General features: G+C 71.0%; 12 protein-coding genes. 7 read left to right on the forward strand and 5 right to left on the reverse strand.

Annotated features, from left to right (window positions below):
* Positions 1–967: 967 nt before the first annotated feature.
* Genes VMR06_RS01390 through ubiH form a run of 3 tightly spaced genes read right to left on the reverse strand, consistent with a single transcriptional unit; the run spans position 968 to position 4,019 of the window.
* Complete coding sequence (locus VMR06_RS01390) at positions 968–1,570, reverse strand: YhgN family NAAT transporter (protein ID WP_325372215.1); 603 nt, start codon at positions 1,568–1,570, stop codon at positions 968–970.
* Positions 1,571–1,581: 11 nt separating this feature from the next.
* Entirely contained in the window at positions 1,582–2,808 is a 1,227-nt protein-coding gene (locus tag VMR06_RS01395) for a UbiH/UbiF/VisC/COQ6 family ubiquinone biosynthesis hydroxylase (protein ID WP_325372217.1), read from the reverse strand.
* Positions 2,805–4,019 (reverse strand): 2-octaprenyl-6-methoxyphenyl hydroxylase, encoded by a 1,215-nt coding sequence (gene ubiH, locus VMR06_RS01400; protein WP_325372219.1) that lies wholly within the window; start codon positions 4,017–4,019, stop codon positions 2,805–2,807. Before ubiH ends, VMR06_RS01395 begins: the two co-directional genes overlap by 4 nt.
* Before the next feature lie 231 nt (positions 4,020–4,250).
* On the opposite strand from ubiH, the gene VMR06_RS01405 reads away from it, so the two are divergent.
* The 7 genes from VMR06_RS01405 to VMR06_RS01435 all read left to right on the forward strand — a co-directional run bounded on the left by VMR06_RS01405 (position 4,251) and on the right by VMR06_RS01435 (position 10,861).
* Positions 4,251–4,844 carry a hypothetical protein gene (locus VMR06_RS01405; protein ID WP_325372221.1) on the forward strand — a complete coding sequence of 198 codons (594 nt, stop codon included), beginning with the start codon at positions 4,251–4,253 and terminating at the stop codon, positions 4,842–4,844.
* Positions 4,845–4,860: 16 nt separating this feature from the next.
* Complete coding sequence (locus VMR06_RS01410; RefSeq protein WP_325372223.1) at positions 4,861–5,415, forward strand: cob(I)yrinic acid a,c-diamide adenosyltransferase; 555 nt, start codon at positions 4,861–4,863, stop codon at positions 5,413–5,415.
* A 27-nt stretch (positions 5,416–5,442) separates the two neighbouring features.
* On the forward strand, positions 5,443–6,363 hold the full coding sequence (locus VMR06_RS01415; protein WP_325372225.1) for a histone deacetylase family protein: 921 nt from the start codon (positions 5,443–5,445) through the stop codon (positions 6,361–6,363).
* A 2-nt stretch (positions 6,364–6,365) separates the two neighbouring features.
* A complete protein-coding gene (metX, locus tag VMR06_RS01420; protein WP_325372227.1) occupies positions 6,366–7,466 on the forward strand; it encodes a homoserine O-acetyltransferase MetX in 1,101 nt (366 codons plus the stop codon).
* A gap of 32 nt (positions 7,467–7,498) precedes the next feature.
* Positions 7,499–8,077 carry a cysteine dioxygenase family protein gene (locus tag VMR06_RS01425; RefSeq protein WP_325372229.1) on the forward strand — a complete coding sequence of 193 codons (579 nt, stop codon included), beginning with the start codon at positions 7,499–7,501 and terminating at the stop codon, positions 8,075–8,077.
* A gap of 554 nt (positions 8,078–8,631) precedes the next feature.
* The gene (gene fabV / locus VMR06_RS01430; RefSeq protein WP_325372231.1) at positions 8,632–9,849 is read left to right on the forward strand and encodes an enoyl-ACP reductase FabV; all 1,218 of its coding nucleotides are present in this window, start codon (positions 8,632–8,634) and stop codon (positions 9,847–9,849) included.
* Positions 9,850–10,156: 307 nt separating this feature from the next.
* Positions 10,157–10,861, forward strand: a complete 705-nt coding sequence (locus VMR06_RS01435) for a PP2C family protein-serine/threonine phosphatase (protein WP_325372233.1) — start codon at positions 10,157–10,159, stop codon at positions 10,859–10,861.
* 5 nt (positions 10,862–10,866) lie between these two features.
* On the opposite strand, the gene VMR06_RS01440 is transcribed toward VMR06_RS01435, so the two are convergent.
* The gene (locus VMR06_RS01440; protein WP_325372235.1) at positions 10,867–11,865 is read right to left on the reverse strand and encodes a PIG-L deacetylase family protein; all 999 of its coding nucleotides are present in this window, start codon (positions 11,863–11,865) and stop codon (positions 10,867–10,869) included.
* Between the two features lie 4 nt (positions 11,866–11,869).
* Positions 11,870–13,156 carry an argininosuccinate lyase gene (gene argH, locus VMR06_RS01445; RefSeq protein WP_325372237.1) on the reverse strand — a complete coding sequence of 429 codons (1,287 nt, stop codon included), beginning with the start codon at positions 13,154–13,156 and terminating at the stop codon, positions 11,870–11,872.
* Positions 13,157–13,185: the final 29 nt, after the last annotated feature.

Below are 13,185 nucleotides of genomic sequence, written 5' to 3' on the forward strand. Positions count from 1 at the left end.
AAAGAGAAGGGCACCCCACAGACGTGCCCTCCGGGCCTCCTGCCCTGCGGGTCCGTGGGCCGGGACCGAGGTTCGTCGACAGCACCTCCTGTGCTGACGACGAACGCGCGGGCCTCCCTGCCCGCGCCCCTGCGGGCTTTTCGGCCCCGACCCACCACGTCTGACGGGACCCGAGAGCGCGCTTCCTGCGCGCAGAAGATCAAGCAACAGCAAAAGCGGTGTTCGATGCGCCCGCGCCTTTGCTCTTTCGCCGCCGCTTTCAATTCGATTTCGCTTTCATCGCGCTCGCTGGCACAGCCCCGCGCTTCTCGCTCTCGCTCTTGCTTGAGCGCAGGACGCGCGCCCACGGGGCCCCTGTGCCGCGGCGAAGGTGCGTAGGGAAAAGCCCGAAGGGTGGGCCACAGGACGTGGCCCAGTCTGCTGTCAGCGCAGGAGGCGCTGTCAGCAGACCCCCGGAGCACCTTCGCGCAGTCGCAGGGCAGGATGCCCGGAGACCGCGGTACCGGGGTGGCCTTTCTTTTGGTTACTTTTCTTTGGCCACGCAAAGAAAAGTGACCCGCTCGCCTGGAGGCGAGCGGAAAAGCGGCAGGGATGCCGACCACCTACGAAGCAACAACCATCAACTATCAAGCCGGCTTCGCCGTTCGCGCCGCTCCTGCGGCGCTGTGGCCACGCAAAGAAAAGTGACCCGCTCGCGGGAGCGAGCGGAAAACAGGCAGGGAAGCCGACCACCTACGAAGCAGCAACCGCCCAAACATCAAGCTGGCTTCGCCGTTCGCGCCGCTCCTGCGGCGCAGTGGCACGCAAGGAGAAGTGACCCGCTCGCCTGGAGGCGAGCGGAAAAAGGCAGAGATGCCGCCCACCGACGAAGCAACAACCACCCAAACCTCGTCACCCAAGCCGAGCGCGCAGGATGCGCGCCCACGAGACTCCAGCGCCGCGATAAAGAAAGGTATGAACGTCCCGGCTACGGCCCAGCCGCCGCCCGCAGATACGCCATCACCCCATCCAGGAACATCTGCACCGACAGCGCCACCAGCAGCATGCCCATCAGCCGCTCCAGCGCGACCAGCACGCTCTTGCCGAGCCAGCGGAACAGGTAGGTCGCCGACAGCAGGATCGCCGCGGTCACCAGCCAGGCCGCGAACAGCGCGATGCTCCAGTCCGCGGTGCGTCCCGGGCTGCTGTTGGCCAGCAGCATCACCGCGGCCATCGTCGACGGACCGGCGATGCCGGGAATCGCCATCGGCACGATGAAGGGCTCGGCGCCCTCCTCTCCGCCGAACACGCCGCCCTTGGGCGGCGGGAAGATCATGCGGATGCCGATCAGGAACAGCACGATGCCGCCGGCGATGCCGACCGATTCCTGCTTGAGCTGCAGCGCCTTGAGCAGGTACTGGCCGCCGAACAGGAATGCGAACAGCACGATCAGCGCGATCACCAGCTCGCGCGCCATCACGCGCTGGCGGCGTGCCGGCGGCACCTGCTTGAGCAGGCTCAGGAACAGCGGCACGTTGCCGATCGGATCCATGATCAGGAACAGCAGGATCGCCGCCGACAGCGTGCTCATCGACTGCTCCATCAGATCCGCCCCGCCGCGGCGTCGACCAGCAGCCGGCGCAGCGGACCGATCCGGCCGGCCGCGCTCAGGGCCGCTCCGCGCAGCGCGGCCAGCGGCGTCGATCCTGGCGCGAACGTGCGTTCGATCAGATCGAACGCATGCGCCGCCAGCGCGTTCTCGCTGCGCCGTTCGCGCGCGTAGCGGCGCAGCACATGCGCGGCGCCGATGTCGGTACCGCGCCGGCGCGCCTCGGCCAGCACGCGGCGCAGGCAGGCGACGTCGCGCAGCCCCAGATTGACGCCCTGACCGGCCAGCGGGTGGACGACGTGGGCCGCATCGCCGACCAGCACGCAGCGGCCCTCGACGTAGCGCGACGCCTCACGCAGACGCAGCGGGAATGCCGCGCGCGGGCTGCTCGCGACGATCGGCCCGAGCCGGAAATCGGAGGCCGCGCCGAGCTCGGCGCGGAACGCGGCGTCGTCGAGCGCCAGCACGCGCTCGGCCTCGGCCGACGGCAGCGACCAGACGATCGAGCTGCGCCCGTCGGCGAGCGGCAGGAATGCCAATGGACCGCCCGGGACGAAGCGCTGCCAGGCGGTGTCCTGGTGCGGCCGCTCGGTCGCGACGTGCGCGACGACGGCACGCTGTGCGTAGTCGCGGCCGACGAAACCGATGCCGAGCCGCGTGCGCAGCGGCGAGTCGGCGCCGTCGGCGATCGCCAGCACGCGCGCACGCAGGCGGCGACCGTCGGCGAGTTCGAGCACGGCTCTGTTCGCGACCGGATCGGACCCGTCCGCATCGATGCCATCCGCCGGCGCGGCGCCCGATTCGACCGCGGCCGCCTCGGCCGGGCAGATCCGCGTGACGCGGTCGGCGAACGCCGACCACACGCCGTGCTGCAGATGGCGGTTCTCGACGATCCAGCCGAGCGCCGCCTCGCCGCGCTCGGCGGCGTCGACGTGCAGTTCGCCGGGCGCCGAGGCATCCCATACGCGCATGTGCCGATAGGCGCCGACGCGCTCCGGGAACGGCAGCGGCCAGGCACCCAGCTCGCGCAGCAGGGCCGCCGCGTCGGGCGCCAGCGCGACCACGCGCGGATCGAGCGCGTCCTCGCGCGTGCCGAACTGCGGCTCGCGCACCTCGACCAGGGCGACGTCGAATCCGTCGCCGGCCAGCGCGAGCGCCAGCGTCGCGCCGACCGGCCCGCCGCCGACGACGACGATGTCGTGTTCGCCGCGGCGGTTCATCGCGACAGCGTCCGCTGCGGCGCGTCGCCGCGAAAGCCCATGCCGCGCAGCGCCATGCGGCGCTTCAGCGGCGGCAGGCGGTCGAGCAGCGCGAACGCCGCACTGCGCGCCAGGCGAACCGGCAGCCGCTCGTTGCCCATCAGATGCACCAGATCGTCGCTGAACGCGGTGGTCGCCTCGCGATCGTCGCGGCGGCGCCGCACGTGCTCGGCCAGCACGTCGGGCGCACCGGGATCGATGCCGGCGGCTGCGGTGCCGAGCACCTCGGCCAGCGTCAGCGCATCGCGCAGGCCGAGGTTGAAGCCCTGGGCGCCGAGCGGATGCACGGTCTGCGCGGCATTGCCGATCAGCACGCGGCGCGGCGCGGTCAGCGCATCGGCCATGACGCGCTTCAACGGGTGCGCATGGCGCCGACCCGGACGCGAGAAGCGGCCGGCGCGATAGCCGAAGCGCGCATGGATCCAGTCGACGAAGGCCTCGTCGGCCAGCGCGAGCACGGCCTCGACCCGCTCCTGCGGCACCGTGACGACCAGGCCGGCACGGCGCCCGCCCATCGGCAGCAGTGCGACCGGCCCGGTGTCGGTGAAACGCTCGTAGGCGCAGCCGTCGAGCGGATGCTCGACGCTCAGTGTCGTCACGATCGCGGTCTGCCGGTAGTCGGTCTCGCGCACGCCGATGCAGGCATCGCGGCGCACGAACGAGGCGGTGCCGTCGGCACCGACCAGGAGCCGCGTCGTCAGCTGGCGCGATGCGCCATCCGTGCTCTTCAGTTCGACTGCCAGATCGTCGCCGCGCGCCTCGACCGCGACCAGCTGCGCCGGCGCGAACCGCGCGAGTCCGGCGCAGCCGTCGAGGCGTCGCAGCAGCGCATTGCCGAGCTCGCGCGCCGGCAGCACCGCGCCGAACCCGGGCAGTCCGAGCTCGGCGGCGTCGAGGCGCACCGCACCGAAATCGCCGCGGCGGCTGACGTGCACGCGTGCGATCGCGGTCGCACGCGCGGCGGCATGCGTCCACACGCCGAGCGATTCGAGCGCGTTGACGCTGGCGCACGCGAGCGCGAGGTTGCGTTCGTCGGGCCGCGGTTCGGGATCGAGCCTTGGTGCTGCGGCCTCGACCAGGGCGACGCGCCAGCCGCTGTCCTCGAGCGCGATGGCGAGGCTGGAGCCGACCAGGCCGCCGCCGGCGATCACGATGTCGAAACGATCGTTCATCGCGGCGATTCTAGCCGGTCCGCTCGGTCCCGGTCCGGCCCGCTTCCTTCCGGTCCGGTGCGGCCACTTCGAATCGGCGCGACGCCGGCCGGCGACGCACGCACTCGTGCCCAATGCAGCCTGGGACGTCCGGGATTCGATCGGGCCGATCCGCACCAGAACGTCGCGGCCGCGCCACGGACGCCGCAGCACGCTAGAATGTCGCGAGCACCACCGACCTGCGGACGTCCCATGACCCATCTCACGACCCGGCGGATCGGCATCCTCGCGCTACTCGCGCTGGTGATGGCCGCGACGCGCTTCCACCATTTCACCGCGATCCCGGACGCGTCCTGGGCGGTTTTCTTCCTCGGCGGCTTCTATCTGCGCGGCTGGACGCGCTGGGCGTTTCCGCTGCTGCTGGCGCTGGCCGTCGCGGTCGACTATTTCGTGATCACCGGTCAGGGCCTCAATTTCTGGACGCATTACTGCGTCTCGCCGGCCTACTGGTTCCTGGCGCCGGCGTATCTGGTGCTGTGGCTCGGCGGCCTGTGGCTCGCGCGCCGCCATGCGCAGCTGTCGCCGGCCGCGGTCGGCGCAGCCGCGGCGAGCGTGCTGGTCGCGGTCAGCGCCTGCTACCTGATCTCCAACGGCAGCTTCTACTGGCTGAGTCCGAGCGTCGCCGATCCGAGCTTGAGCGGCTGGGTCAAGAACCTCGGCGACTGGTACCTGCCGTACCTGGCCAATACGACGCTGTATCTGGCCGGCGCCGCTGCGCTGCACCTGCTCGGCACCCTGCTGTTGCGCACGCTGGCCGCCCACGGCGAGCGCACGCTGCCGCACTGAGCATTCGCGGCGCACCGTGGGCAATCGCCTTTCGAAGATCTACACGCGCACCGGAGACGACGGCAGCACCGGCCTCGGCGACGGCACGCGCACCGGCAAGGATTCGGCGCGGGTCGGCGCCTACGGCACCGTCGACGAGCTCAACAGCACGATCGGCCTGGTGCTCGCCTGCGAGCTGCCCGAGCCGGTGCGCGAGCTGCTGACCCAGGTCCAGCATGACCTGTTCGATCTCGGCGGCGAGCTGTGCATCCCCGGCATGGCGATGGTCCATGCTGCCGACGTCGAGCGGCTCGAGCGCGAGCTCGACACGCTCAACGAACCGCTGCCGGCGCTCAAGGATTTCATCCTGCCCGGCGGCGGCATGGCGGCGGCCAGCTGCCATCTGGCGCGCACGGTGTGCCGGCGCGCCGAGCGCGAGACGATCGCGCTGTCGCGCACGGAAGCGGTCCGCGGCGAGGCGATCCGCTATCTGAACCGCCTCTCCGACCTGCTGTTCGTGGTCGCGCGCGTACTCGCGCGCGCCTCCGGACACGGCGAGGTGCTCTGGCAGCACGAACGACGCAAGCGCTGACGCCGAGCGCTCCCCGCCGCCGCCCGCATGACCGTCGCGCTCTACACGCACCGCGCCTGCCTCGATCACGATCCGGGCTCGGGCCATCCGGAGTCGCCGCTGCGCCTGGCCGCCGTGCTCGAGGCACTCGGCACGGACCGCTTCGCACTGCTCGACCGCATCGAGGCACCGCGCGCGACGCGCGAGCAGCTCGCGCGCGTGCACCGTGAGTCGCTGATCGCCGAGATTCTCGACGACCAGGACGATCCATTCCGGCGCCTGGATCCGGACACGGTGCTGTCGCCGGGCTCGGCCGAGGCCGCCCTGCGCGCCGCCGGTGCAGTCTGCGCGGCGGTCGACGGCGTCGTGCACGGCCGCCAGCGGCGCGCGTTCTGCGCGGTGCGCCCGCCCGGCCATCATGCGACCACGCAGACCGCGATGGGCTTTTGCCTGTTCAACAACGTCGCGGTCGGTGCGGCGCATGCGATCGCCGCGCACGGCCTGCAGCGCGTGGCGATCGTCGATTTCGACGTCCACCACGGCAACGGCACCCAGGACATCTTCTGGAGCGACGAGCAGGTCCTGTACGCCTCCACGCACCAGTGGCCGCTGTACCCGCATACCGGCGCCCGGCGCGAGACCGGTGCCGGCAACGTGTTCAACGTGCCGCTCGATCCGGGCGCCGATTCGGCCGCGTTCCGCGCCGCCTACGAGGACACGCTGCTGCCGGCGATCGACCGCTTCGCGCCGGAGCTGATCCTGGTCTCGGCCGGTTTCGACGCGCACCGGCTCGACCCGCTGGCCAATCTGCGCCTGGACGAGTCCGATTTCCGCTGGATCACCGAACGCCTGGTCGATCTGGCCGAACGCCACGCGCAGGGCCGCCTGGTGTCGAGCCTCGAAGGCGGCTACAGCCTGTCGGCGCTGCGGCTGTCGTCGGCCGCGCACGTCGCGGCCTTGATGGATTGACGATGAGCGCAGACGCACGCCGCTATTTCGACCTGTCCTCGCCGTTTCCGATGAAGCGCGGCGGTGCGCTGAGCGGTGCGCGGGTCGCCTACGAGACCTGGGGCACGCTGTCGCCGGCGCGCGACAACGCGATCCTGATCCTGACCGGCCTGTCGCCGAGTGCACACGCCGCTTCGAACGAGGCCGATCCGAGCCCGGGCTGGTGGCAGGACATGCTCGGGCCCGGCAAGCACATCGACACCGACCGCTGGTACGTCATCTGCGTCAACACGCTCGGCAGCTGCAAGGGCTCGACCGGGCCGGCCTCGATCGATCCGGCCAGCGGCGAGCCGTACCGCCTGCGCTTTCCGGAGCTCACGCTCGAGGACGCCGCGAACGCCGCGTTCGAGCTGGTGCGCGGCCTCGGCATCGAACGGCTGGCCTGCCTGCTCGGCAACTCGATGGGCGGCATGACCGCGCTGGCGTATCTGATCCAGCATCCGGGCAGCGTGCGCAGCCACGTCAGCATCTCGACCGCGCCGCAGGCGCAGCCGTTCGCGATCGCGATCCGTTCGCTGCAGCGCGAGGCGATCCGGCTCGATCCGAACTGGAACGAAGGCCACTACGACGAGGCGCATTATCCCGAGACCGGGATGAGCATCGCGCGCAAGCTCGGCGTCATCACGTACCGCTCGGCGATGGAATGGGTCGGCCGCTTCGCGCGGATCCGGCTCGAGTCCGACCAGCGCGAGGACGATCCGTTCGGCGTGGAGTTCCAGATCGAGTCGTACCTGGCCGGCCATGCGCGGCGCTTCGTGCGCAGCTTCGATCCGAACTGCTATCTGTATCTGTCGCGCGCCAGCGACTGGTTCGACATCGCCGAGTACGGCGGCAGCGTGGCGGCGGGCCTCGAGCGCATCGCGGTCGAACGCGCGCTGGTGATCGGCGTGGAGACCGACATCCTGTTTCCGCTGACGCAGCAGCAGGAGATCGCCGATGGCCTGGCGGCCGGCGGTGCCGAGGTGGATCTGGTCGCGCTCGACAGCCCGCAGGGACACGACGCGTTCCTGGTCGACATCGCGCGCTTCGGCGCGGCGATCGCCGCCTTCCTCGGCCGCATGTAAACTATCGTCATATCCATATGACGGAGCGTTCGATGCTTGCCCTGGAGTTTCCCGGCGCCCGTAGGTTCGTCGAGGCGGTCGACGCCGCGGTGCGGTGCGACTGCGCGGCCGAGATCACCGGCCAACTGCGCGACAGCCTGTGCCGGATCATGCACGATCCGGAAATCCGCCTGCCCGACTGCGTGTTCCAGTCGGCCACCGACCATTACGCGCGGCGCGAGCTCTACCGCAGCGACCAGCACGGCTACAGCGTCATCGCGATGACCTGGGGGCCCGGCCAGGGCACGCCGATCCACGACCATTCGGGCATGTGGTGCGTCGAGGGCGTCTGGCACGGCGCGATCGAGATCACGCCGTACGAGCTGGTCGAGCAGCGCGACGGCCGCTACCGCTTCGAGCCGCGCGGCACGATGAACGCGGGGCCCGGTTCGGCCGGCAGCCTGATCCCGCCGCACGAGTACCACATGATCCGCAATCCGAGCCGCGACAAGATCGCGGTCAGCGTGCACATCTACCGCGGCGCGATGACCTCCTGCTCGGTGTTCCGTCCGGTCGGCGACGGCTGGTGCGAACGCGACCAGCGCCAGCTCGCGCTGGACAGGACGCACTGATCGCGATTGCCTTATACTCGCGCGCCGCTCATGCCCGAGTGGTGGAATTGGTAGACGCAGAGGACTCAGACCAATTTGAGCCCTCCGGGGGAAACCCCTGAGGTGAAGCCCGTCAAACTCGGCGGAGGCCCTGGACGCGAACGCGTCCGCGCTGGTGCCGAGCCAAGCCCCGCCGCCATCGACGGCGCCGGGGAAGGTGTAGAGAGCAGACGGCGGGCACCTAAGGCTGCAAGGCTAAGGTGAAGGCGTGCTCCAGACCACGAACGATGCCGACGGCATCGGCGGCGAAAGCCGAAGTGGGAAGAAAATCCTCCGCCGCAAGGCTTGTCGGTTCGAGTCCGACCTCGGGCACCATCTTCGCGAACGCCCCGCCCCGCGCGGGGCGTTCGCGTTTTCGCGCCGGCGCACCGGCAGTGCCGGCGCGGCGCCCGCGCCCGGGCCATACCGCGCCGCATCGACCTGCGCGGCGCGCCGCGGGCGGCGGTGCGTGGCTACAATGCCCGCCTCCGCGCGCCGCCGCTGGCCGCGCCTTTCCATCGACATCCGAGGTTCCCGTGGTCATACACCCCCGAATTCGCGGCTTCATCTGCACGACGACCCATCCGGAAGGCTGCGCCAGGAACGTGCTGGAGCAGATCCGCATGGTGCAGGCCGACGGCCCGCGCGAAGGCGGTCCCAAGCGCGTGCTGGTGATCGGTGCATCGACCGGCTACGGCCTGGCCGCACGCATCACCGCCGCATTCGGCTACGGCGCCGCGACGCTCGGCGTGTTCTTCGAGAAGCCCGGCGCCGAGAAGAAGCCCGGCACGGCCGGCTGGTACAACTCCGCCGCGTTCGACCGCTACGCCAAGGAAGCGGGCCTGTTCAGCCGCTCGATCAACGGCGATGCGTACTCGAACGAGGTGCGCGACCAGGCGATCGAGATCATCCGCAACGAGATGGACGGCCCGATCGACCTGGTGGTCTATTCGCTGGCCTCGCCGGTGCGTCGCCTGCCCGATACCGGCGAGATCAAGCGCTCGGCGCTCAAGCCGATCGGCGCGAGCTACCGCACCACCGCGGTCGACACCAACCGCGACCAGATCATCGAGACCGAGGTCGAGCCGGCCACGCCCGAGGAAGTGGCCGACACGATCCGCGTGATGGGCGGCGAGGACTGGGAGCTGTGGATCGACGCGCTCGCGCGCGCCGGCGTGCTCGCACCCGACGCCAAGTCGGTTGCATTCAGCTACATCGGCACCGCGATCACCTGGCCGATCTACTGGCACGGCGCACTCGGCAAGGCCAAGGAGGATCTGGACCGTGCCGCGCATGCGATCGACGCCCGGCTCGGCGCCGGCGGCGGCCAGGCCAACGTGGCGGTGCTCAAGTCGGTCGTCACCCAGGCCAGCGCGGCGATCCCGGTGATGCCGCTGTACATCGCGCTGGTGTTCCGCCTGATGAAGGACCGCGGCCTGCACGAGGAGCCGATCGACCAGGCCGAGCGCCTGTTCCGCGAACATCTCTACGCGACGCAGCCGCCGCCGCTCGACGAGGCCGGCCGCATGCGCCTGGACGATCTGGAGCTGCGCGAGGACGTGCAGCGCGCCTGCCGCGAACTGTGGCCGCAGGTGACGACCGAGAACCTGTTCGAGCTGACCGACTACGCGGCCTACAAGCAGTCGTTCCTGAAGCTGTTCGGCTTCGGCCGCGACGACGTCGACTACGACGCCGACGTCGATCCGCGTGTCGATTTCGACGTGATCGACACGACGCGCGCGTCCGCCGATTGAACGGCGCCCGGACCGGGCGCGACGATCGCCGCCGTGCACGCGCGCTTCGCTGCGGCGCACGAATCGCAGGTGCGTGGCCGCTCGCGCAAGGTCCGGCGGATCGGGTGCCGCGCCGGTCGGAAGATCGCTGCGCCGCAGCGGTGAACGCCAGCCTTACGTGACGATTCGTGCGCGAGTCGCCGCAAGCTTTCATGCTATCTTTCGGGCGCCGGCCGGGGGCCGGCCGCGACCTCGCAAGGACGGCCCGACGGTCTTCTTCGCGACACTTTCACGACCGTTCATCCCGGGATCTTGACATGGCGTGCGCATGATCGAGTTCGGACACAGCACCCACGTCGGCTTGCGCCGGGAACACAACGAAGACACCTACTACGCCGATGCCGATCTCGGGCTGTGGCTGGTGGCCGACGGCATGGGCGGACACGAGCACGGCGAGGTCGCCAGCTCGATCGCGCGCGATACGCTGGTGCAGCAGATCGGCCAGGGCACGCCGCTGGTGCGGGCGATCCAGATCGCCGACGAGGAGATCATCCGCCATTCCACGCGCCGCTCCGAAGCGCTGCCGATGGGCACGACCGTGGCGGTGCTGCGGCTCGGCGGCGAAACCGACTTCGAGGTGGCCTGGGTCGGCGACAGCCGCGTCTACCTGTGGAACCAGACCCTGCGCCAGGTCTCGCAGGACCACTCCTACGTGCAGGAGCTGATCGACCAGGGCGCGATCACCAGCGAACAGGCGCGCCGCCATCCGCACCGCAATGTCGTCACCCAGGCGCTCGGCGTGACCGACCCGCAGTCGCTACGCGTCGAATCGGTGCGCGGCCGGCTCGAGGCCGGCATGCAGTTGCTGTTGTGCAGCGACGGCCTGACCGAGGAGGTCGACGACGCGCAGATTGCCGCGATCCTCGCGCGCACCGATCTGTCGGCGCAGGAATGCGTCGACCATCTGATCCTCGCCGCGCTCGAAGGCGGCGGCTCGGACAACGTCACGGTGATCCTGGTCCGGCGCCGCTGAGGCGCTCAGCGCGGCAGCCAGCGGTGCCAGCCGTCGGCGTCGAACACGATCCAGCGCGGCCCGAGCCGGTCGATCTTCGCGTACAGCGGCCCGCTGTCGGTGCCCGGCCGCAGCGTCAGCGTCCGCGGCTCGATGGTCAGCCGCCAGCCGAACGGCAGGGCTGACTCCGTATCCGGCCGCCGATGCGGCGACAGGTCCAGACGCCGTCGCTCGACCGCACCGCCCTCGCCTTCGGCGACGATCAGCAGCGCATGCCGAGCCAGCCGGCGCCGATGCGGCGGAAACGGCAGCGTCAGCAGGCCGGACGAGGACGGCTTCGCTTCGCTCGTATAGCGCTCGACCGCCGCGGCCATGCGTTCGAGCCGTCCGCGGCTGAGCGCAAGCTGGGTCCGGTGCGCGGCCAGCGCCTCGCGCTTGCGGCGCAGCGCGGCTGCGTCGAGCGCGAGCGCGACATCGACGGTGTCGATCGCCCCATGCACGACCGCCGCCAGGCGCCGCGCCGCGGCCAGGCCGCCGAGCCGCCCGATCCGGTCCAGCGCCACCGCCACGGCGCTGTGGTCGGGATGGCGATCGGCGCGCGACGGGCCGGCGATCCAGGTCGGATCGAAGGCATCGATCGCCGCCTGCAACGCGCGTTCGAGCGCGTCGCCGGCGACCAGCGCGGCGGTCAGGCCCTGATCGGGCAGACCGAGGAACTGCGCCGCGCCGGCTTCGACGCCGAGCGTCGCCAGCGCGGCTCGGGCCTCGTCGCGGCGCCGCGCGCCCCAGCGCCGGCGCGCCGCCGCATCGATGCGCCAGCGCCGTTCGAGCCAGCGCTGCGGCCAGGGATTGTCGTCGCCGTCGGTTACGAACACGACGCGTACGGCCGCGCCCGCCGCCAGCGCGGCCTGGATCAGACCGGCGCTCGCCAAGGTCTCGTCGTCCGGATGCACGGCGACCACCAGCACGCGATCGCCGGCCGCGAAGGCCGGCACCCTGCCCGCGCTGGCAAGCGCTGCGGTCACGGCCTCAGCCGAGCGCGGCCAGCCGTGCGTGCAGCAGATCCAGCCGCAGATCGGCCGCCGCGCCCGGCGATACGCGCGCGGCGAGGCTGGCCTCGGGCGTGCGCGCCGAATCGCCGGCCGCCGCCGCGGCGGCGCGATAGGCCTCGCGGAACGGCACCCCGGCTGCGGCCTGCTCGATCGCGACGTCGGTCGCGTACATCGCCGGCTCGATCGCGGCGCGCATCGCCGCTGCATTCCACTCGAACCGCGCCAGCAGATCCGGCAGCAGGTTCAGCGCGCCGAGGCCGCGCGAGAAGCCGTGGAACAGCGAGCCCTTGCTGAACTGCAGGTCGCGCTGGTAGCCCGATGGCAGCGACAGCAGGTGCTCGATCTCGGTGCGCGCCGCGGCCACCGCCGCATAGCTTGCGCGCATCAGCTCGACGACGTCGGGATTGCGCTTGTTCGGCATGATCGAGCTGCCGGTCGTGTACTCGCCCGGCAGCGTGACGAAGCCGAACTCCGCGCTCGTGAACAGCGACAGGTCCCAGGCCAGACGGCGCAGGTCCAGTACCGCCGCGCCGAGCGCGTCGAGCGCGGCGATCTCGTACTTGCCGCGAGAGAGCTGCGCATAGACCGGCGAGACCTGCAGCCGCGCGAAGCCGAGCACGCGTGTGGTCAGCTCGCGGTCCAGCGGCAGGTTGACGCCGTAGCCGGCAGCGGTGCCGAGCGGATTGGCGTCGATCCAGGCCAGCGTCTGCCGCGCGCGCTCGGCGTCGTCGATGAAGGCTTCGGCGAAGCCGGCGAACCACATCGCGGTCGAGGACACCACCGCGCGCTGGATGTGCGTATAGCCCGGCAGCGGCAGCGCCTCGGCGGCGGCGCGGCGCAGGCAGACCTCGGCCGCCTCGCGGCAGGTCGCGGCGAGCTCGCCGAGGCGCTGCTTGAGCCACAGCCGCGTCGCGACCAGGATCTGGTCGTTGCGGCTGCGGCCGGTATGGACACGCCGGCCGGCGTCGCCGAGCCGCTCGGTCAGGCGCGCCTCGATCGCCGAGTGGCCATCCTCGTAGCGCGCGTCGAGCACGAAGTCGCCGGTGTGGAAATCGGCGGCCAGCGTGTCGAGCTCGCGCAACAGCGCCGCGCCCTCCTCGGCCGATACCACGCCGATCGCGGCCAGGCCCTCCACGTGCGCCTTGCTGGCCGCGATGTCCTGCAGGAAGAACTCGCGGTCGAGCACGACGTCGTCGCCGGCGAGGAAGCGCATGATGCGCTCGTCGGTACGCGTGCCGGCCTTCTGCCACAACAAATCGCTCATCGTCGACTCTCCACGGATTTCGCTGGCGG

This window comes from Dokdonella sp. (assembly GCF_035511235.1).
GTDB lineage: Bacteria > Pseudomonadota > Gammaproteobacteria > Xanthomonadales > Rhodanobacteraceae > Dokdonella.

What these genes read in the sequence shown, in the direction of transcription:
- VMR06_RS01390 (WP_325372215.1), bottom strand. Translation starts at nt 1,570, where the DNA reads ATGAGCACGCTGTCGGCGGCGATCCTGCTGTTCCTGATCATGGATCCG.
- VMR06_RS01395 (WP_325372217.1), bottom strand. Translation starts at nt 2,808, where the DNA reads ATGAACCGCCGCGGCGAACACGACATCGTCGTCGTCGGCGGCGGGCCG.
- ubiH (WP_325372219.1), bottom strand. Translation starts at nt 4,019, where the DNA reads ATGAACGATCGTTTCGACATCGTGATCGCCGGCGGCGGCCTGGTCGGC.
- VMR06_RS01405 (WP_325372221.1), top strand. Translation starts at nt 4,251, where the DNA reads ATGACCCATCTCACGACCCGGCGGATCGGCATCCTCGCGCTACTCGCG.
- VMR06_RS01415 (WP_325372225.1), top strand. Translation starts at nt 5,443, where the DNA reads ATGACCGTCGCGCTCTACACGCACCGCGCCTGCCTCGATCACGATCCG.
- metX (WP_325372227.1), top strand. Translation starts at nt 6,366, where the DNA reads ATGAGCGCAGACGCACGCCGCTATTTCGACCTGTCCTCGCCGTTTCCG.
- VMR06_RS01425 (WP_325372229.1), top strand. Translation starts at nt 7,499, where the DNA reads ATGCTTGCCCTGGAGTTTCCCGGCGCCCGTAGGTTCGTCGAGGCGGTC.
- VMR06_RS01435 (WP_325372233.1), top strand. Translation starts at nt 10,157, where the DNA reads ATGATCGAGTTCGGACACAGCACCCACGTCGGCTTGCGCCGGGAACAC.
- argH (WP_325372237.1), bottom strand. Translation starts at nt 13,156, where the DNA reads ATGAGCGATTTGTTGTGGCAGAAGGCCGGCACGCGTACCGACGAGCGC.